The following is a 17,917-nucleotide window of genomic DNA, read 5'->3' on the forward strand; positions in this document are numbered from 1 at the left end:
AGCAAGGTCCTGATCCCAGAGATCGCACCCGGCACAGCGGTCATCCTCGACAATCTCGCCACCCACAGGAACAAGGACGCCGCAGCGGCTCTCAAGGCCCATGGCTGCTGGTTCCTATACTTGCCGCCATACTCACCCGACCTGAACCCGATCGAGCAGGCGTTCTCCAAGCTCAAAGCTCACCTCCGCCGGGTCGGAGCGCGCTCCTTCACGGCAGTCTTCGATGCCATCGGTGAAATCTGCAATCTCTATGACCCGACGGAGTGTTGGAACTACTTCAGGGCTGCAGGGTATGCCTCAAACTAATCTCGAAACGCTTTATTCGCTTGTTTCCCCCCCGCGGTATCGTTACCCGTGAAGCGGCAGCGTTCGGGTTCGCCGTAACAATTAAACGGATGCTTGGAGTTTGGTGTCGTGAAGGGACGAAAGCTGTGTCGCCCAGTCCGGTCCCCGGTCTTGGGGGCCAGCGTGCGCAGCTTTGAAGCCTGCCCGTGGAGGGAGCAAGAGTGAAGCGCTCGCTCGGTACGCTCATGGTGCTCGGCTTCGCCGGTATCCAGTTTCTCGCCGTACTGTTGGTGACGTTTTCTTCCTACCTTTCCTCTGAGAAGGCGCTTCTGGGCCATGCCCGCGCGATCCTGTTCGATGTCGGCTCGAACACTACCGAACATGCGCGCGGTTTTCTGAACCCGGCTCATGGCGCGGCGGTTCTGGCCGCGCGTCTGGCACAGAGCGACGTGGTCGCGCGCGACGATCCCGACGAGTTGGAGAAACTCCTGTTTCAGCAATTGCTGCTGGTGCCGCAATTCGCGGGCATTTTCTACGGCACCCGGGAGGGCGAATTCTTCTACGTGATGCGAGACGACAAGACGGGCCTGATCCGCTCGAAGATCGTCACCTTTCCCGAAGACGAAAGACACACCAGGCTGATCTGGCGTGACATGGAATTCGGCATCCAGTTGGAGCGGATCGATCCGACGGACAAATACGATCCCCGCGCGCGTCCCTGGTATCAGAAGACACAGCAGGAACTGCGCTCCGTCTGGACCGATCCCTACATCTTCTTTACCTCGCAGCGACCGGGAATCACGCTCGCCGCGCCGGTATTCGACGCGGACCGCAGCCTGCTTGGGGTGATGGGGGTCGATATCGAGATCTCGTCGATTTCCGATTTCCTGTCCCGCCAGCAGGTTGGCGATCGCGGGCGGGCGTTGATCATCAACGAGAATGGCGATGTCATTGCCCACCCCGACCAGGAATTGATCACCACCGGAAATGCCGATGGCACGTATCGTTTCGTCACCATTAACGAATTGGACGACCCGATCGCGCGGGCTGCTTTCGGACCGCTTTTCCGGGAGGGGGCGCCGCAGCCGGTTCTGGCCACCGCGAGCGATTTCCATTACCGCGACGAGACTTTCGTTTCGCAGGTGATGCCGGTGGGCAGCGATATCCTGCCCTGGACGATCGCGGTCTATGCGCCGAAGAGCGACTTTACCGCCGAGATCGAACAGAACCGGCGGGTCAACCTGTGGATCGCCGCGGCACTGGCCCTGGCCACCGGTACGGTGGGGCTGGTTCTGGCCAATGTGGTCTACCGTCCGGTCCGCGCCTTCGCGGTGCGTTCGGCGCTCGTAGCGCAAGGCGAGCTGGATCCGTCGGAACCCTTGCCGAGCACCTATGGCGAGCTGGAAAAGGCCAACGAAGCGCTTGTCGAACAGATCGCCGCGCGGCGTAAGGCAGAGCGCGAATACGGCCAGACCTTCGAGATGGCCTCGCGCGGTATGGCGCAGATTGCTCCCGAAAGCGGGCGTTTCCTGCGGGTGAACGAGCAATTCAGCGAGGTAACGGGCTATTCGGTGGAGGAACTGCTACAGATGCGGGTTGTCCAGCTGGTCGACCCGTTCGATCCCGCCCGCGCCGCTCTGGCGAAGGACCTGAGCAATTTCGACCTGCCGCTCCATCACGAGATCGGCTGCCGGCGCAAGGATGGTCAGCCGATCTGGCTGCAGTTCAACGGAATCGTCGTGCGTGACCAGTCCGGGACGCCGTTGCATATCGTGGTCTCGGTCGAAGACCTGACCCGCACGCGGGACCAGGACAAGCAGATACAGCAACTACAGCGGGACCTGTCGCATCTGGCGCGTGCCAGCACCATGTCCCAGCTCGCCGCCGGGCTCGCGCATGAGCTGAACCAGCCCTTGGCGGCGATCGCCCAGAATGTCGATTGCGCCCTGCTGACCGTGGAGCAGATGAATGCGTCGGATCCCGAGCTGCAACAGGTACTCGGAGAGATCGAAGAGCAGGCGATTCGGGCCGGCGAGATCATTCGCGCCCTGCGCAGCTTCATCATCCGCGACGAGGGCGACCGGACCATATTCGATTTCGGGATTCTGCTCGAACAGTCCTGGCGATTGCTGCAGGCCGAAGCCGGAGAGATCGATGCCCAGCTCGAAACCCGGATGGGCGGGAACGCAATGGTCTTTTGCAACCGGCTCCAGATCGCGCAGGTGATCATGAACCTGCTGCGCAATTCCATCGAGGCGATGTCCTGCAATGGTGGAAAAGGCCCTCACCAGGTGATCGTCACCGCTTCACGCGAAAACGGGATGGTGACGATTTGTGTCGAGGATACGGGGCCGGGACCGGACCCGAATGTGAAGCTGTTTTCCGATTTCGAGACCACGAAACCGACTGGAATGGGGCTCGGCCTATCGATCAGCCGCTCGCTTGTAGAGGCCAATGGTGGCAAGGTCTGGCACGACGATAGCTACACCAACGGCGCGCGGTTCTGTTTCACCCTACCGGCCGATGGCGGGGCCGGGGGTGACGCGGCAGGAGAGAATACGAATGTCTGATACGCCGTTGAAGGTTTTCGTGGTCGATGACGACCCGGCGATGCGGAATTCCCTGCCACGAGCGCTACGAAAGCGCGGCTTCGAGGTGGACGTGTTCGCTTCAGCGCCGGACTTCCTGACACAATATGACGGCACGCAACCGGGGTGCCTGGTAATCGACCTGCGCATGCCGGAGATGTCGGGTCTGGAGTTGCAGGAACGTCTCGGCGCGGAGGGGCAGTTCCTGCCCATGATCTTCATTTCCGGCCATGGTGGGGTGCGGGAATCGGTGCAGGCGATGAAAGGGGGCGCGATGGATTTCATCGAGAAACCCTTTCGCTCGGCCGCGCTGGTCGAACGGATCGAAGCGGCCTTCGCGCTTCTGCGCGAACGGCTTGAAATGCGGGAGAAATGCGTGGAACTGCGCCAGCGTTTCGAACGTCTGACAGCCCGAGAGGCCGAGATTGTCTCCCGCATCGTCGCCTGCCCGGCGGAGATCAGCAGCAAGGAGATCGGGCGTCATCTTGGCATAAGCCCGCGCACGATCGACCATCACCGGGCGCGCATTCTGGAGAAACTGGAAATCCGTTCCACCGCCGAACTGGTCGGGCTGGCCACGCGGCTGCGGATTGATTGCGAGGCGAGCAATTTCGTCTCCGGACTTGCGCCGCAGGAATAACCTGCAACGCGACGCGCAAGCATTTTATTTCAGAGGGTTGCGAGCGCCTCGGCTACAGCCTTTCCAAGAGCGGCGTGCGCATTTTCCTCGTAGTGGACGCCATCCGTCTCGCTGACCTCGATAAGTTGCCCGGCATCAAGAAACCCGACGCGGCGCGCCGCCGCCAGTTCGGCGTAGAGCGCAGGCAGAGCGAGGGACACCGCGCGGGCGCCAAAGAACTCCCCGGCAAGAAGTCCGACTTCCTTCACCGGTGGCGGGCAGATCAGCAGAACCTTGAAGCCGCCATGCCGCGCCTGCATCTCGTCGCCAAGCGCGATGTCGAGCAGTCCCGCAATGCCCGCCGTCACCTTTCTGGCCGTCGCGCCAAACCGGGTTTTCACGTCATTTGTGCCGAGCATCAGCGTCATGATGTCAATCGGCCCATGGCTCTGCAAGGCAATCCGTAGGCCCGGCCGGCCGTCCATGAACGCGCCCATCACCGGGTCTTCGAACTGTGCGGTTCGTCCCGGCAGCCCTTCTTCGACCAGGTCCCAATCCGGCCCGAGCCGGGCGAGGGTAACACGTGGCCAGCGGGTCGCCGCATCATACCGCGCGCGGACATTCGGCGACGTGATCGGCAGGGTGCCATGCGTGTTGCTGTCACCGAAACACAGGAGGGTCTGGGGTGTGGAGAAAGCGCCTTTTTTCCAAAGAGTCGCCGCAGGTTGGAGCCTGCTCCGGCCGAAATCAAGCCGCTTCGCACTGGATTGCCCAGAGGGCCGTGCCTTGGCTGGCCGCACCGTGGGAAATCGGCAAGGCCAATCTGGACTTGCCCGGGGTCATCCGACTGCACGGTCTGAGGATCCACGAGGGTTGGTCGCATCGGTCTCGACCCGCTGTGGTACCAAGGCTTCTGCCTAAGCGACCGGCCGAGGCCATGGTGACCGGCCCGCGAAGCGGTTTCCGCAAGGAGACCGCCGGCGAAGGGCAGGATCCTTCGGATCGCCAACTGCCGGAAAGGAAATGGGCCGCCGGATTGCACCGGCGGCCCGAGATTTCTACGAGATCAGTTCTTTTCGACGAGGCGATAGAACACGAAATCCGAGGTGGCACCGTTCACGTAGCCGGTCACTCCGCTGTCCATGGCGACCTGGTAGGAGGCCTGGAACATGATGATGATCGGCGAGGTCTCCTGCACCTTCTGTTGCAGGTCCTGGTACATCGCGAGACGCTTTTCCGGGTCCGCTTCGGTGAGCGCGGATTTGGTCAACTCGTTCAGCTCATCCGGCACTGCCCAAGCATTCCGCCAGGTCGTGGTGGCCGCATAGTTGCCGTCCGAGTTGTCGGAATTGTAGGCAAAGGCCTTGGCGTTGGAATGCGGGTCCATGAAGTCCGGGCCCCAGTAGAGCAGCATCGCCTGGTGTGTCCGGTCGCGGTACTTGGTGATCACCTGCGCGCCGGTGCCCGGCAGGATCTCGAAGTTGATCCCTGCATCGGCAAAGCTCGCCTGAAGAGACTGCGCCATATCGGTGAACGGAGCTGCGTTGATCACGTCCAGCGTGACGGTGATCGGAGTCTCGATGCCGGCCTCGGCCAGGATGGCCTTGGCCTTTTCGGGATCGTAGCTGAACGGCGTCTCGTCATAGGAGCCGGGGAAGCCCTTGGGCCAGAACGCCTGATGCACTTCCATCTGACCGGCGATGATGGTGCTGGTCATGCCTTCGTAATCGACTAGGTAGCGCGACGCTTCCCAGATGGCGGGCGGAGTCAGGCTCTCGGTCTTCTGGTTGAAGGACAGGAAATGCACCGCGGCTTGCGGGAAGGTCTCGACCTTGAGCGCGTCGCCGCTCATTCCGGCAATCTGGTCCGGCGTCAGGTTCTTCGCCATGTCGACATCACCGGATTCCAGCAGCAATTGCTGCGTCGCGGCCTCGGCAACATGCTGCACGATGACGCTTTTGACCTTGGGCGCGCCCTTGAAATAGTCCGGGTTCGCGTTCAGCCGGACCAGCTCCGCCGGGCGGTAGGATTGCAGCGAGAACGGACCGGTTCCGGCGGAGTTTTCGTTCAGCCAGGCATTGCCCATGTCGCCATCGACTTCATTCTCCATCACCGTCTTCATGTCGACAATGGAAGCCGGCCGCGACGCCAAAACGTTCATCACGAAGGCGGGCGAGAACTCGCCGTCATATTTGATCGTCACCGTCGTGTCGTCTGCGGTGACCATCTGCTCGACATTTTCCGGGGTCCAGCCGAGCTGCGTGAGGATAAAGGCCGGGGTCAGGTTCAGCTTGATTACGCGCGCCAGCGAACCGACGACATCCGCCGTGGTGACCGGGTTTCCGGAGTGGAAGCTTACGCCGTCACGCAGGGTGAAGGTGATGGTCTTGGCATCGGCATCGATGGCCCATTCGGTCGCCAGGCCGGCCGCCATCACCGTCGGATCTTCGGCGTCATACTGGACCAGCCGGTCGTAGATGTTGGTGACCAGCTCGCCAGAGGTGAACTCATAGGCTTGCGCAGGGTCGATCGCGACAATGTCGTCGATGTTCTGCGCAACCACCAGAATGCCGTCCGGTGTCTCGGCCCAGACAGCCGGGGCGGTGAGTGGCAACACCAGGGCGGTGGCCAGCAGGGTCGATCGCAACAAGGACATGAATCTCTCCTTCAGGTATCTCAGAGTTGTTTGTTGTCTTGCGGAACAGGCATAATTGTCGGGAGGCGTCGTTGGCCGGCGCTCTGCAAGACCGCCAGCGTTCCAACCCACAGGATGCGGGCTGGTCTGTCGGTCAGGTTTTTCCAGGAATGCGGGGTGGCGCCGCTGTAATGCAGGCTGTCGCCCTGGCGCATTGTAAAGACCTCGCCGCCCAGCATCTGTTCGATCTCGCCTTCGAGGATATAGATGATCTCTTCGCCCTCATGCTGGGACAGTTCGGAGACAAAGCCCGGCGGGGTATGCAGAATGTAGGAGGATAGCTCGACGCCCGGAAACTCTGCTGCAAGCGACTCGTAGGCTATCCCGTTCTCGGTAATCGCGAATTGCGGGCGCCGTTCGGCGCGGGTCAGGCTGTCCGCCGGTTTCGGGGTCGCCACGAAATATTCCAGGCCAACATCGAGCGCCTGTGCGATCTGGGCCAGTGTCCCCAGGGACGGGGTCGCGTTGTCCCGTTCCACCTGGGAAAGATATCCAACGGAAACGCCTGCGAGATCTCCCGCCGCCTGCAAGGTAAGGCCGAGTTTCTTGCGCCGGTTTCGGATCAACGGACCGAGATGCGGCTCCGGTTTCTGCCCAGCACGTGCCATGGTTTTTGGTCTCCTCGCAGGGCGCAGTCAGAAAAATTTTTTTGATTAAGGCAAAAACTTTTGCTTTACCCAAGAAAAAAATTTACCCGTGGAGCAGTCGCTTCAACCCAAAAGGCCCCGCCGACGTGCCGATAGACTTCCGAAGCAGAGACGGAATATTACGATTTGTCAGGGTCTTGACTGGCTTCGCTTTGACGATTGCGCTGACATTCCTGGGGCTTCTGGCGATCACATTTTTTATTGGCAGGGTGGTTCCGATCGATCCGGTGCTTGCGGTTGTGGGTGATCGGGCGACTCAGGAACAATATGATGCGATGAAGATCGCCATGGGTCTGGACCGTCCGTTGATCCTTCAGTTCGTCTCCTATGTCGGCGACGTGATTCAGGGCGATCTCGGGCGCTCGGTCTCGACCAACCGCCTTGTGGCCGAGGATCTCGCCCGGGTGTTCCCCGCGACCCTCGAAATGGCCACGATCGGCATCATCATCGGTGTCGGGCTCGGTGTGCCCATGGGCGTCACGGCGGCGGCAAACCAGGGCACCTGGCTGGACCAGGGCATTCGCGTGCTTGCGCTGCTCGGCTATTCCGTCCCGGCATTCTGGCTGGGACTTGTCGGGCTGGCGCTTTTCTATGCCAGCCTCGGCTGGGTCTCCGGGCCGGGACGGGTGGACATCTTCTATGACGGCGTGGTCGATCCGGTCACCGGGCTGCTGCTGGTCGACAGCATCCTTGCCCGCGACTGGGAAGTGTTCCGGAACGCGCTCAGCCACCTCGTGCTGCCTGCGGCGATCCTCGGTTTCTTCAGCCTCGCCTATATCGCGCGGATGACGCGATCTTTCATGCTCGACCAGCTTGGGCAGGAATATATCACCACCGCGCGGGTCAAGGGCGTCTCGGAATGGCGGGTGATCTGGGTCCATGCCTTCGCGCCGATCCGGGTGCCGCTGATCACGGTCATTGGCCTGTCCTATGCCGGGCTGCTGGAGGGGTCGGTGATGATCGAAACCGTCTTCAGCTGGCCGGGGATCGGCAATTACCTGACCGTTGCGCTGCTGAACGCGGATATGAACGCGGTTCTTGGCGCCACGCTGATCATCGGCGCGGTGTTCATCGGCATCAACAAGACCTCCGACGTGCTCTACCGCGTCCTCGACCCAAGGAGCACATGATGAGCGCCCGCGACTGGCTCCTCGACGAGTCCCCCAATTCCCGCATGCAGGCCAATGCCGGTCGGTTCTATCGCATGGGGCTGGCCCTACTGCGCAACCCGCTGGCGGTGCTCGGTGCGCTGATCATCCTGTTGCTGATCGCAACGGCGGTGTTCGCCCCCTGGATTGCGCCCGAAAGCCCGGTCGGCCAGATGCTCGACCGCAGGCTTCTGCCACCATCATCCGCCAACTGGATGGGCACGGACGAGCTCGGGCGGGACATCTTCTCCCGCGTGGTCTATGGCGCGCGGATCACCCTGATGATCGTGGCCCTGGTGGCGATCATCGCAGCACCCCTCGGGCTGATCATCGGCGCGGTCGCCGGATATTTTGGCGGCTGGGTCGACAAGCTGCTGATGGGCTTCACGGATATCTTCCTGTCGATGCCCAAGCTCATCCTCGCGCTGGCCTTCGTCGCCGCGCTCGGGCCGGGCATCGAAAACGCCATCATCGCCATCGCGATCACCGCCTGGCCGGCCTATGCCCGCATCGCGCGGGCCGAGACAATCACCTTCCGCAGTTCCGAGTTCATCTCGGCGGTCAAACTGGTCGGTGCTTCGGATGCGCGAATCATCGGGCTGCATGTCGTTCCGCTCTGCATGTCCTCGATGATCGTCCGGGTCACGCTCGACATGGCCGGGATCATCCTGACCGCGGCTGGGCTTGGCTTTCTCGGCCTGGGGGCGCAGCCGCCGTTGCCGGAATGGGGCGCCATGATCTCGCGCGGGCGCGTGTTCATCCTCGATCAGTGGTGGGTCGCCACGATGCCGGGTTTCGCCATCATTCTCGTCTCCCTCGGCTTCTGTTTCCTCGGTGACGGGTTGCGCGACGTGCTGGACCCCAAACAGGCGGGCAAGTCATGACCCCGCTGCTCGAAATCGACAACCTGCGCGTCAGCTTTCCGACAACCCAAGGCCGTATCGAGGTGGTGAAGGGCGTGAGTTTCACCCTCGGGCGCGAACGGCTTGGCATCGTTGGCGAAAGTGGCTCGGGAAAGTCGATGACGGGGCGCGCGATCCTGCGGCTGATCCGGTCGCCCGGCGAGGTGACGGCCGAGCGGATGATGTTCGACGGCACGGACCTGCTCAGTCGCAGCGAACGCGCCATGCGACCACTTCGCGGGGCGCGCATGTCGATGATCATGCAAGACCCCAAGTTTTCGCTCAACCCGGTGATGACCGTCGGCGCGCAGATCGCCGAAGCCGTGCGCGCGCACGAAACCGTGCCACGGCGCGCGCTGGCCAACCGGGTGCGTGAAATGCTGGAAGCTGTGCGTATCAACGATCCGGACCGGGTTGCGCGCATGTATCCGCACGAGGTCTCCGGCGGGATGGGGCAACGGGTGATGATCGCCATGATGCTGATCCCCAGGCCAGACCTGCTGATTGCGGACGAACCGACCAGCGCGCTCGATGTTTCGGTTCAGGCCCAGGTTCTGGACCTGATCGACGAGCTGATCGTCAATAACGGCATGGGCCTGCTCCTGATCAGCCATGACCTGAACCTCGTCGCCCGTTACTGTGACCGCATCCTGGTGATGAATTCCGGCGAGGTGGTCGAAAGCTGCGCCGCGGCGGATCTGCACGCAGCCACGCATCCCTACACGCGCGGGCTATTGGCAGCGATCCCCAAGATCAACGAGACCCGGGACGTGCTGCCGGTTCTGGATCGCAGCGCCTGGAGCGGAACATGACCGCGATCTCCCTGAAGTCGCTGACAATTTCCTATGGCGGCATCCCCGCCGTGCATGACGTGTCGCTGGAGATCGGCGACGGCGAGAGCTTCGCGCTTGTCGGCGAGAGCGGGTCCGGAAAATCGACGGTATTGCGCGCGATTGCCGGCCTTGCGCCGGAATGGTCCGGCGAGATCAGCGTGCTTGGTGCGCCACGGGGCCATGGGCCGGACCGCGCCTTTGCCCGCACCTGCCAGATGGTGTTTCAGGACCCGTATGGATCGCTCCACCCACGCAAGACAGTGGATTCGGTCCTGAGCGAGCCACTCGTCGTGCATGGTATCTCCGAGCGATCGGGCCGGGTGTCCGAAGCGCTCGAGATGGTCGGCCTCGGGCAGGAATTCCGGTTCCGTTTCCCGCATCAATTGTCCGGCGGTCAACGTCAGCGCGTGGCAATCGCGCGGGCATTGATGCTCAAGCCCCGGATCATGTTGCTGGACGAGCCGACAAGCGCGCTCGACGTGTCGGTGCAGGCCGAGATCCTGAACCTGTTGAAACGGCTGCGGCGCGATCAGGGACTGACCTATCTGATGGTAACGCACAACCTGCCGGTCGTGGCGTTCATGTGTGACCGCATGGCGGTGATGAATGCCGGCCGGGTCGTGGAGACCGCGCCGTCATCGGCGCTTCGAACCGGCGACTTCTCCGACCCCTATGCCCGGCATCTCTACGCTGCCAGCGGCGGTGACGAGATCGCACCAAAGGACGGACAATGACCGACACTTCCAGCCACCTCGAGACTTTTCGCTCAGCCCTGGCCGCAGCGACGAAACCAGAGGCCGCATTCGATGCCCTGTGTGCGCTGGTGCAGGCGACCGTCGGGGCAAAGCTGTTCACCATCATGAGCGTCGATATGGCAGCCGGGCTCGCCCGTCGCAATTACACCAATGATCCGGTCAGCTATCCCACCTCCGGCACCAAGCCGATCCAGCACAATTCCTGGTTCGAAATTGTCCATGGTCGCGGCGAATGCTTTGTCGCCAACACACTGGTGGAAATCGCGGACGTGTTCCCGGATCATGCGGTGATCGGCGGGCTTGGATGCGGCTCCGTCGTGAACCTGCCGATTGTCCTCGGCGGGTCTCTCGTTGCCACGATGAATATCCTGCACGAGGAACATCATTATACCGACGCCCGTGTCGACGCCGTTCGCGATGACCTGGCCTTGCCGTGCATGGCCACACTGGCTGTAGCCCGTGCGCTTGGCGAGAAATGAGCCGGGGCATTTCGCGAAGCTGACGAACCTCGCGGTCCCCGGTCAGCAGAGGTCGCGCTCCTGGACCTTGCGATATTGGCGGACAGATTCATCCGCGCGGCGACCCAAAGGCATCAGGACGTCTTCCGGTTCTCCGCCGCAGGCAAAGCGGATGCTCCGGAACCACATGGGAAGGCAGGATGATCGGCGTCCGCGGTGAAGGCGATCCTCGGAAGGTGTCCATCCGGAGGAGCGGGCCAATGGCGGTGGTTCAGCAGTTCATTTCCGCTCGGAAGCGCAATAGACTGAAAGATCGCAAGCTACGCGGGGGTGCATTAGCCTTCGGAATTGGATGCCCGGATCATACGCGCAGCACGGTAGGGAGGACGCACAGAAGATGGGAAAACCGGTGGTTTTGATTGCGGGGGGCGGGATCGGTGGCCTTTCGCTGGCGCTGACGCTTGAACAGATCGGTGTCCGGCCGGTCGTGTTCGAAGCGGTCCCGGAACTGAAGCCGCTGGGTGTGGGCATCAATATTCAGCCCAATGCCGTTCGGGAGCTTCTGGATCTCGGTATTTCACTCGAAGAACTGGACGGCGTCGGCGTGCCCGCGCAGGAATGGGCGCTTGTCGGGCTCAACGGGAACGACATTTATTCCGAGCTACGTGGCCTCGAAGCCGGGTATAACTGGCCGCAATACGCCGTGCATCGGGGCCGCTTCCACATGCTGCTGCATCGCAAGCTGATTGAGCGCTGCGGGGACGATGCGGTGCGTCTCGGTTCCCGGGTAGCGGGCTATCGCAACAATCTGGACGGGACGGTCACCTGTCTGATCACGCTGGCAGATGGCAGCCGGACCGAGGAACATGGCGAACTGCTGATTGGGGCGGACGGCATTCACTCTGCGATCCGCGCCCAGATGCATCCCGGCCAGCCGCCGATTCACTGGGGTGGCGCGGTAATGTGGCGGGGCACGACCCGAGCCCCTGCGATCCGGACCGGTTCATCCTTCGTCGGGCTTGGAACGCATCGGCACCGGATGGTCATCTATCCGATCTCGCATCCGGACGCGGATGGGACTGCGGTCATCAACTGGATCGCCGAAGTCACCTATGACGACCGGCCGGAGCGCGAGAGCGGTTGGTTCAAGCCCGTCGAGGTCGACGACTTCATCGGCCATTTCGAAGGGTGGAAATGGGACTGGCTCGACGTTCCCGAACTCCTGCGAAATGCCGACCTCGCCTATGAGAACCCGATGATCGACCGGGATCCGGTGCCGACATGGCACGACGGTAGTGTCGCGCTCCTCGGGGACGCGGCCCATGCCATGTATCCGACCGGATCGAACGGTGCCAGCCAGGCGATCATCGATGCGCGCGTTCTGGGGGCAAAGATGGTTGCGCATGGCGTGACGCAGGACGCGCTGGCCGCCTATGATTCCGAGCTTTGCGGGCCGGTGTCCGAACTGATCCTGCGCAACCGGGGCGCCGGGCCGTTCGGGTTGCTGAATATTGTCGATGAACGATGCGGCGGCGAATTCGAGCATATCGATGATGTCGTTCCACCGGACGAACGGGCGGAATTCATGGCCGCCTACAAGGCCGCGGCTGGCTTCGCCATCGAGAAACTGAACGCGTCATCGCCGACGATTCCCGCAGGCGCCTGCGTGGACTAAAAGGACTGATCCGGAAAGGCGTGCGTGTCTTCGGTTTCGCTGGACCTTGCGTCCTGCAGGCTCTCCGCCTCTCTGCCGGACACCGTGGCGATGAGCGACCGCAGCCAGACATGCGGCGCCGAGCTATGCGTCCGGGCGGTCCAGAACATGTCGATGGGAATCTCGGCCGAAACGGGACAGGCGACCGAGGCCACCTCGCCTCGGAACGTCTGCGCGATGCGCCTTGGCACCGTTGCGATCAGGTCGGTTCCCAGCAATATCCGGTCCATGCTCGCCGGGCTTGGAACCTCCATCGCCGTGTTGGGCCGGTAGCCCGCAGTTTCCATCGCCACCAGAAAGCGCGCCCGATACCCGTCACCGTAATTGACGATGACCTGCGGTGCCCTGACAAAGCTTTCCAGATCGAGAGGGACCTGCGCCAGCGGGTTCTGCGGGTCCATGATGCAAACATAGTCTTCCTTGAATAGGGACCGCCTGAAATAGCCTGCTTCCTGGATCTGGACTGCCCCGAGCAGGATGTCACTCTGCGATCGCGTGAGCTGCCCCTTGCCTTGAACTGTCGAGGAAATCACCTTCAGCCTGATGCCGGGTGCCTCGCACCGAAGCACACGGACGATCTGTGGAAGGATGGTGACCCGCTCGTAATAGTTGCAACTGATGCCGATTTCCAACGAGGCGACCGCCGGTTCGAAGTCCCGCGGCGCGGCAAGCTCCTCGAACCGATCCAACAACTCGCCCGCCTGCGCGACGATCTCGGAACAGCGCGTCGTCGGCACGATGCCCTGGCCCTGCCGCACGAAAAGCGGATCGTCAAAGGCCTCGCGCAGACGCGCCAGCGTGTAGCTGACCGTCGACTGGGCCAGGCCGAGCGTTTCGGCAGCCCGGGAGAAGCTGCCCAATGCATGGACGAGCCGCAAGGTCCGAAGGGCCGCGAAATCGAGATTGGGCAGTTCGAAGGGCACGCGTTAACCTATCGAATTTTTCGATTCATATTATCAACTCCATCGGATTGTTCAATGAAGAGGACATGGCTACGGTCTTTCGACGCATCTGAAGGAGGAGATGGATGCACGAAGCCACCTTGTCGGACGTTCCCGTCGACGGCAGCATCACGATCCCGCAACTCACCGAGGCCCCCTATACGATCTATCGGCGCCTGCGGGCCGAGGCGCCGGTCCTGCGGGTTCCGAGCGTCAACCGGATCCTGCTGACCAAGGCTGCCGATACGAAATACGTCAAGGATAACTGGCAGAAATTCAGCTCCGACGACCCGCGCACCCCGATGAAACGCGCCTTTCAGGCCCATACGCTGATGCGCAAGGACGGCGCGGCGCATAAGCGGGAACGCGACGCCATGGCGCCGGCCTTTTCGCCGCGCAATATCAAGGGCTGTTGGCAGGAGATCTACACCAGGGTCGCGGAGGAGTATGTCGGGCGCCTGCCGCGCGGCGAGACGGTGGACCTTTTCACAGCGCTGGCCGCGCCCTATGCCGCGCGCTGCCTGACCCATCTTCTGGGTATTCCAGAGGCGACAGATGACGAGATGATCCGCTGGTCGCAGACGCTGATCGACGGGGCGGGGAATTTCGGCAATGTGCCGGAACTCTACGAACGCTCTGACAAAGCCAATGCCGAGATGAACGCGCTGTTCGACAAATGCGTCGAACGGGTGCGTGCGGCCCCCGATTTGTCTGCCCTCTCTGCCATGGTCAATGTGGACGATCCGATTGAGACCTGCCAGATCTATGCCAATGTGAAGATTGCCATCGGGGGCGGCATCAACGAACCGCGCGATGCCTTGCTGACCATCCTCTACGGGCTTTTCACCAATCCCGATCAGCTCGAGGCCTGTAAGGCCGACGCGATGTGGACGGCCGCGTTCGAGGAGGGTGTCCGCTGGGTGGCGCCGATCCAGGCCAGCTCGCGCCTTGTCACGGAAGATACCGAAATCCGAGGCCACGCGATTGCCATGGGCGAAGTGGTGATGACGGTGCAGGCCTCGGCCTGCCACGACGAGGAGCTGTACGACAGTCCGGAAGACTACAACATTTTCCGGCCGAAGACACCGCACCAGGCCTTCGGAAACGGCCCGCACTTCTGCCAGGGCACGCATATCGCGCGGCGGATGCTTGCGGGTATCGTCCTGCCGATGCTGTTCGACCGGTTTCCGAACATGAGCTTGCCGGATCCGTCACAGGTGAAGTTCTGGGGTTTTGGCTTCCGCGGGCCGCTCAGCCTGCCGGTCACGCTGAACTGAACAACGAACAAGAAGAATAACTGAGCGAATGGGAGGAAAAAACACATGATCCGACGCAGCCTGATTGCATCCGCCACGGCCGTTGCGCTGGCCACCAGTCTCCTGCCGGGGCTGGCCGCCGCACAGGAGGTCACGCTCCGCCTGCACCAGTTCCTGCCGCCACCGGCGACGGTGCCGAAACACATCCTGAAACCCTGGGCGAGCCGGGTCGAGGAGGCCTCGGGCGGCAAGGTGAAGATCGAGCATTTCGATGCGATGTCGCTTGGCGGCAAGCCACCGGAGCTGATGGATCAGGCCATCGACGGTGTGGCCGATATCATCATGACGGTTGTGGGTTACACACCCGGCCGCTTCCCTCGTACCGAGGTGTTCGAGCTGCCATTCATGATGACCGATCCGGTGGCCACCTCGATGGCCTACCAGGAGATGGTCGAGGCCGACCTGCAAGCGAACGAATACAAGGACGTGAAGGTCCTCGGCGCCTGGGTGCATGGACCCGGCGTGATCCATGCCAGCCGGCCCATCGAGACCGTCGAAGACATGGAGGGGCTGAAGGTGCGCGGCCCGACACGGGTGATCAACGACCTGCTCAATGAACTCGGTGCGACACCTGTCGGCTTGCCGCTGCCCGCGATTCCCGAAGCTCTTTCCAAGAACGTGGTGTCCGGCACCGTGATCCCTTGGGAGGTCACGCCGGCGATCAAGCTCACCGAACTCGTCACCAACCACACCGAGTTCACCGGAGAAGAAGCGCTTTACACGGCGACCATCGTCCTCGTGATGAACAAGGCGAAATACGAGAGCCTGCCGGATGACATCCGCGCGGCAATCGACGCAGAATCCGGCCTGAACCTGTCGAAATTTGCGGCCGAGGTCATGTGGGAATTTGATGCACCGGGGCGTGCCATTGCCGAGAAGGCAGGCAACAACATCATCCAGTTGCCCGAAGAGGAGGTCGCGCGGTTCAAGGAGAAGGCGCAACCGGTGATCGACCGCTGGGTCGCCGAAATGGAAGAGGCCGGCATCGACGGAAAACAGCTGATCTCGGACGCGAAAGCGTTGATCAAGAAGAACGGCGGCTGAGACTGCCGAACCAGGTGGCGGGCGGCATGTGTCGCCCGTTCATCTCTTACCTGACAGCTATGCGGAAGACTCGGACATGCAGATTCCAGTGCCGGTGCTGACCTATTCCTTCACGTTGCGGGTGGACCTTGCCGCGCCGATCGAAATGGGTGCCGGTCGTGCCGGACAGCGGCGCATCATCCCGATCATTGGCGGAGCGGCCCTTGGGCCCGACATTGTCGGCAAGGTCCTGAACCTTGGGGCGGACTGGCAAACCGTGTTTGCCGACGGCGCCGTCCATCTCGACACCCGCTATGCACTGGAAACGGAGGACGGCGCGGTCATTGAAGTGGTCAATGTCGGCGCACGGCACGGATCTCCCGAGGTGATTGCTCGCCTTGCCGCCGGAGAGGATGTCGATCCGGCCAGCTACTACATGCGGACCGCGGCCCGGCTTGAAACGGGTGACGAACGATATGGCTGGGTCAATCACACCCTCTTTGCAGGCGCGGGTATCCGCCGGGCGTCCTCCGTCGAGATCGCCTTCTACAAGGTTGAGTGAACGCGGAGCCCGGAGCGTAGCCTGACTTCATCGGAGCAGGGACAGGGCGCCAGCGGAGATCCGAAAGAGCGCTTTTCGTGATTTGTGGGTCAGCTGGGAAACTTGCCGCTGTGTCGGTGTCAGCGGTGCGACGTACCGCACGTTGCGAAAACGGTTCGCCGGAACGCTCTGCGCCGATCTGTACCGGCTGAGCCGTGGCCGTCCAGACCGGCTTCCGTTGCCAGCATCACCCAGACTTTCATGCGCATGATGACCGCTTTTTCGATCGTCCAGGCTTCGATGATCTTGCCCATGATGGTATCGGCGAAAGATCCGGAAATGCGGGTCGTGTAAGGGCGTTGTTGCACAAATCTGACGACGGAAGATTCCCTTTGTGAGTCCATTTCGTTAGACGCACTGAATGAGAAAACCATCTCCCGCCAGCTATCGCACGACGAACTGGTCCAGCTAAAACGCATCGCTGCGGAAGCGGGGGTCCCTGCTGATCTGGGTCAACAAGGATATGATCTGGCGCGCGCCGCGTGACGGGCGGAAGTCGAAATCGGCGCCCTGGAAGGGGCTTGATTCCGTTGTTTTTTCTATCCGAGATGGATTCCCTGTAAGCCGATGCTCCCCATCAGGTTCCCTGACCCACTGGCTAAACTGGGGCACTTTCTGGGGCAAAACGAGGACTGCGGACGAGTGAGCCTGGGGCAGTTTGGACCGGGGTGAACCCTGGAGGAGTGGTGAGAGGCTTGTAGCGGCTGGTTACTCGGGGGAATCGGGGTCGCCGGGGTGAACCGCCGTTTCTAGGCAATGCCCTTTTCCAGTAGCGCGACGGTCACACCTCTCGACAGATCGACTTTGTTTTCGGTATCGACGTGCCTTGTATCTCAGAGTCACGAGCCACGACCGAACTCGCACCGGCGATGGAAAAGCTCCGTGCACCTAGGTCTGGAGAAAACGGCGTGTACATCAACCGCTGCTTCACAGATCTCAACTTGGCGATGCAAAACGCCGACGACACGCCCTTTTATTGCTATCGCGCCATCGAAGCTCTTCGGCACCACTGTTCCGCCCAGAACGACTTAAGAGATTCTGTGTCCGTCGTCAGAGTTTTCCAGAGAGGGTGAGGCGATTTCGTAACGAGGGCTCCGGTTTGCTTTCTGTTTGAGGTTATGCGGCAGCGCTGTCGTGCTGCAAGCGGCGTTTCCGGATGGTCTGTTTCTTGATCTCCTCTCTCATGGACAGGATCTGAGCGCCCCTGCCGAAGTAGACGTCAGCGGGTGTCAGGTTGCCCAGGCTCTCGTGGTATCGGTGGTTGTTGTAGTGCTCAACGAAGGCTTCGATCTGCCGTTCGAGATCTCCGGGCATGTAGTAGTTTTCCAGCAGAACTCGGTTCTTCATGGTCTGGTGCCAGCGCTCGATCTTGCCCTGTGTCTGAGGATGATG

At 61.8% G+C, this 17,917-nt stretch carries 19 protein-coding genes and 1 pseudogene; 14 read left to right on the forward strand and 6 right to left on the reverse strand.

Annotated features, from left to right (window positions below; genetic code table 11):
* The 3 genes from BLR85_RS24810 to BLR85_RS24820 form a co-directional block, all read left to right on the forward strand.
* On the forward strand, positions 1 to 306 hold a 306-nt coding region (locus BLR85_RS24810; RefSeq protein ID WP_170844753.1), incomplete at its 5' end, for a transposase.
* Between the two features lie 200 nt (positions 307 to 506).
* Positions 507 to 2,855 (forward strand): cache domain-containing protein, encoded by a 2,349-nt coding sequence (locus BLR85_RS24815; protein ID WP_093163784.1) that lies wholly within the window; start codon positions 507 to 509, stop codon positions 2,853 to 2,855.
* Entirely contained in the window at positions 2,848 to 3,513 is a 666-nt protein-coding gene (locus BLR85_RS24820; protein WP_093163787.1) for a response regulator transcription factor, read from the forward strand. The genes BLR85_RS24815 and BLR85_RS24820 overlap by 8 nt, the downstream gene beginning before the upstream one ends.
* Positions 3,514 to 3,542: 29 nt before the next feature.
* Here the strand turns inward: BLR85_RS24820 and BLR85_RS24825 are convergent, their stop codons facing one another.
* The 3 genes from BLR85_RS24825 to BLR85_RS24835 form a co-directional block, all read right to left on the reverse strand.
* Positions 3,543 to 4,292 carry an SGNH/GDSL hydrolase family protein gene (locus tag BLR85_RS24825; protein WP_244520867.1) on the reverse strand — a complete coding sequence of 250 codons (750 nt, stop codon included), beginning with the start codon at positions 4,290 to 4,292 and terminating at the stop codon, positions 3,543 to 3,545.
* Between the two features lie 266 nt (positions 4,293 to 4,558).
* Positions 4,559 to 6,148 (reverse strand): ABC transporter substrate-binding protein, encoded by a 1,590-nt coding sequence (locus BLR85_RS24830; protein ID WP_093163790.1) that lies wholly within the window; start codon positions 6,146 to 6,148, stop codon positions 4,559 to 4,561.
* Positions 6,149 to 6,168: 20 nt separating this feature from the next.
* Complete coding sequence (locus BLR85_RS24835) at positions 6,169 to 6,795, reverse strand: helix-turn-helix domain-containing protein (RefSeq protein ID WP_093163793.1); 627 nt, start codon at positions 6,793 to 6,795, stop codon at positions 6,169 to 6,171.
* A gap of 155 nt (positions 6,796 to 6,950) precedes the next feature.
* Between BLR85_RS24835 and BLR85_RS24840 the strand changes: the two genes are divergently transcribed.
* The 6 genes from BLR85_RS24840 to BLR85_RS24865 all read left to right on the forward strand — a co-directional run bounded on the left by BLR85_RS24840 (position 6,951) and on the right by BLR85_RS24865 (position 12,605).
* A complete protein-coding gene (locus tag BLR85_RS24840) occupies positions 6,951 to 7,964 on the forward strand; it encodes an ABC transporter permease (RefSeq protein WP_244520868.1) in 1,014 nt (337 codons plus the stop codon).
* Positions 7,964 to 8,866: an ABC transporter permease gene (locus BLR85_RS24845; RefSeq protein WP_212635157.1), complete on the forward strand. Its 903-nt coding sequence runs from the start codon at positions 7,964 to 7,966 to the stop codon at positions 8,864 to 8,866. The genes BLR85_RS24840 and BLR85_RS24845 overlap by 1 nt, the downstream gene beginning before the upstream one ends.
* Positions 8,863 to 9,696: an ABC transporter ATP-binding protein gene (locus tag BLR85_RS24850; RefSeq protein WP_093163799.1), complete on the forward strand. Its 834-nt coding sequence runs from the start codon at positions 8,863 to 8,865 to the stop codon at positions 9,694 to 9,696. The genes BLR85_RS24845 and BLR85_RS24850 overlap by 4 nt, the downstream gene beginning before the upstream one ends.
* Complete coding sequence (locus BLR85_RS24855) at positions 9,693 to 10,451, forward strand: ABC transporter ATP-binding protein (RefSeq protein ID WP_093163802.1); 759 nt, start codon at positions 9,693 to 9,695, stop codon at positions 10,449 to 10,451. Before BLR85_RS24850 ends, BLR85_RS24855 begins: the two co-directional genes overlap by 4 nt.
* Positions 10,448 to 10,951 (forward strand): GAF domain-containing protein, encoded by a 504-nt coding sequence (locus BLR85_RS24860; protein WP_093163805.1) that lies wholly within the window; start codon positions 10,448 to 10,450, stop codon positions 10,949 to 10,951. Before BLR85_RS24855 ends, BLR85_RS24860 begins: the two co-directional genes overlap by 4 nt.
* Before the next feature lie 376 nt (positions 10,952 to 11,327).
* Positions 11,328 to 12,605 (forward strand): flavin-dependent oxidoreductase, encoded by a 1,278-nt coding sequence (locus tag BLR85_RS24865; RefSeq protein ID WP_093163808.1) that lies wholly within the window; start codon positions 11,328 to 11,330, stop codon positions 12,603 to 12,605.
* Here the strand turns inward: BLR85_RS24865 and BLR85_RS24870 are convergent.
* The gene (locus BLR85_RS24870) at positions 12,602 to 13,567 is read right to left on the reverse strand and encodes a LysR family transcriptional regulator (protein ID WP_093163811.1); all 966 of its coding nucleotides are present in this window, start codon (positions 13,565 to 13,567) and stop codon (positions 12,602 to 12,604) included. The genes BLR85_RS24865 and BLR85_RS24870 overlap by 4 nt on opposite strands.
* Positions 13,568 to 13,671: 104 nt before the next feature.
* On the opposite strand from BLR85_RS24870, the gene BLR85_RS24875 reads away from it, so the two are divergent.
* From BLR85_RS24875 to BLR85_RS24885, 3 genes are all read left to right on the forward strand, one after another.
* Positions 13,672 to 14,862: a cytochrome P450 gene (locus BLR85_RS24875; RefSeq protein WP_093163814.1), complete on the forward strand. Its 1,191-nt coding sequence runs from the start codon at positions 13,672 to 13,674 to the stop codon at positions 14,860 to 14,862.
* Positions 14,863 to 14,907: 45 nt separating this feature from the next.
* Positions 14,908 to 15,945 (forward strand): TRAP transporter substrate-binding protein, encoded by a 1,038-nt coding sequence (locus tag BLR85_RS24880; RefSeq protein WP_093163817.1) that lies wholly within the window; start codon positions 14,908 to 14,910, stop codon positions 15,943 to 15,945.
* Positions 15,946 to 16,021: 76 nt separating this feature from the next.
* Positions 16,022 to 16,486 (forward strand): DUF3237 domain-containing protein, encoded by a 465-nt coding sequence (locus tag BLR85_RS24885; protein ID WP_093163820.1) that lies wholly within the window; start codon positions 16,022 to 16,024, stop codon positions 16,484 to 16,486.
* Positions 16,487 to 16,605: 119 nt separating this feature from the next.
* On the opposite strand, the gene BLR85_RS29360 is transcribed toward BLR85_RS24885, so the two are convergent.
* Positions 16,606 to 16,779 (reverse strand): hypothetical protein, encoded by a 174-nt coding sequence (locus BLR85_RS29360; protein ID WP_170844755.1) that lies wholly within the window; start codon positions 16,777 to 16,779, stop codon positions 16,606 to 16,608.
* Positions 16,780 to 16,886: 107 nt separating this feature from the next.
* On the opposite strand from BLR85_RS29360, the pseudogene BLR85_RS28735 reads away from it, so the two are divergent.
* Together BLR85_RS28735 and BLR85_RS30675 are read left to right on the forward strand one after the other, a co-directional pair.
* Positions 16,887 to 17,027, forward strand: a pseudogene (locus BLR85_RS28735) (IS5/IS1182 family transposase); the annotation flags it as partial.
* Between the two features lie 367 nt (positions 17,028 to 17,394).
* Entirely contained in the window at positions 17,395 to 17,598 is a 204-nt protein-coding gene (locus BLR85_RS30675; protein ID WP_483060773.1) for a DUF8168 domain-containing protein, read from the forward strand.
* 43 nt (positions 17,599 to 17,641) lie between these two features.
* Here BLR85_RS30675 and BLR85_RS24900 read toward each other — a convergent pair.
* Positions 17,642 to 17,917 (reverse strand): integrase core domain-containing protein (locus tag BLR85_RS24900; protein WP_139188545.1); only part of this gene is annotated, 276 nt, incomplete at its 5' end.

It is taken from the genome of Aliiruegeria lutimaris, assembly GCF_900099935.1.
GTDB lineage: Bacteria > Pseudomonadota > Alphaproteobacteria > Rhodobacterales > Rhodobacteraceae > Tropicimonas > Tropicimonas lutimaris.

Excerpts from the sequence above, each read along its gene's own strand:
- BLR85_RS24820 (WP_093163787.1), top strand. The coding sequence starts at position 2,848 with ATGTCTGATACGCCGTTGAAGGTTTTCGTGGTCGATGACGACCCGGCG.
- BLR85_RS24830 (WP_093163790.1), bottom strand. The coding sequence starts at position 6,148 with ATGTCCTTGTTGCGATCGACCCTGCTGGCCACCGCCCTGGTGTTGCCA.
- BLR85_RS24835 (WP_093163793.1), bottom strand. The coding sequence starts at position 6,795 with ATGGCACGTGCTGGGCAGAAACCGGAGCCGCATCTCGGTCCGTTGATC.
- BLR85_RS24845 (WP_212635157.1), top strand. The coding sequence starts at position 7,964 with ATGAGCGCCCGCGACTGGCTCCTCGACGAGTCCCCCAATTCCCGCATG.
- BLR85_RS24850 (WP_093163799.1), top strand. The coding sequence starts at position 8,863 with ATGACCCCGCTGCTCGAAATCGACAACCTGCGCGTCAGCTTTCCGACA.
- BLR85_RS24855 (WP_093163802.1), top strand. The coding sequence starts at position 9,693 with ATGACCGCGATCTCCCTGAAGTCGCTGACAATTTCCTATGGCGGCATC.
- BLR85_RS24860 (WP_093163805.1), top strand. The coding sequence starts at position 10,448 with ATGACCGACACTTCCAGCCACCTCGAGACTTTTCGCTCAGCCCTGGCC.
- BLR85_RS24865 (WP_093163808.1), top strand. The coding sequence starts at position 11,328 with ATGGGAAAACCGGTGGTTTTGATTGCGGGGGGCGGGATCGGTGGCCTT.
- BLR85_RS24875 (WP_093163814.1), top strand. The coding sequence starts at position 13,672 with ATGCACGAAGCCACCTTGTCGGACGTTCCCGTCGACGGCAGCATCACG.
- BLR85_RS24880 (WP_093163817.1), top strand. The coding sequence starts at position 14,908 with ATGATCCGACGCAGCCTGATTGCATCCGCCACGGCCGTTGCGCTGGCC.
- BLR85_RS24885 (WP_093163820.1), top strand. The coding sequence starts at position 16,022 with ATGCAGATTCCAGTGCCGGTGCTGACCTATTCCTTCACGTTGCGGGTG.
- BLR85_RS29360 (WP_170844755.1), bottom strand. The coding sequence starts at position 16,779 with ATGGGCAAGATCATCGAAGCCTGGACGATCGAAAAAGCGGTCATCATG.
- BLR85_RS30675 (WP_483060773.1), top strand. The coding sequence starts at position 17,395 with ATGGAAAAGCTCCGTGCACCTAGGTCTGGAGAAAACGGCGTGTACATC.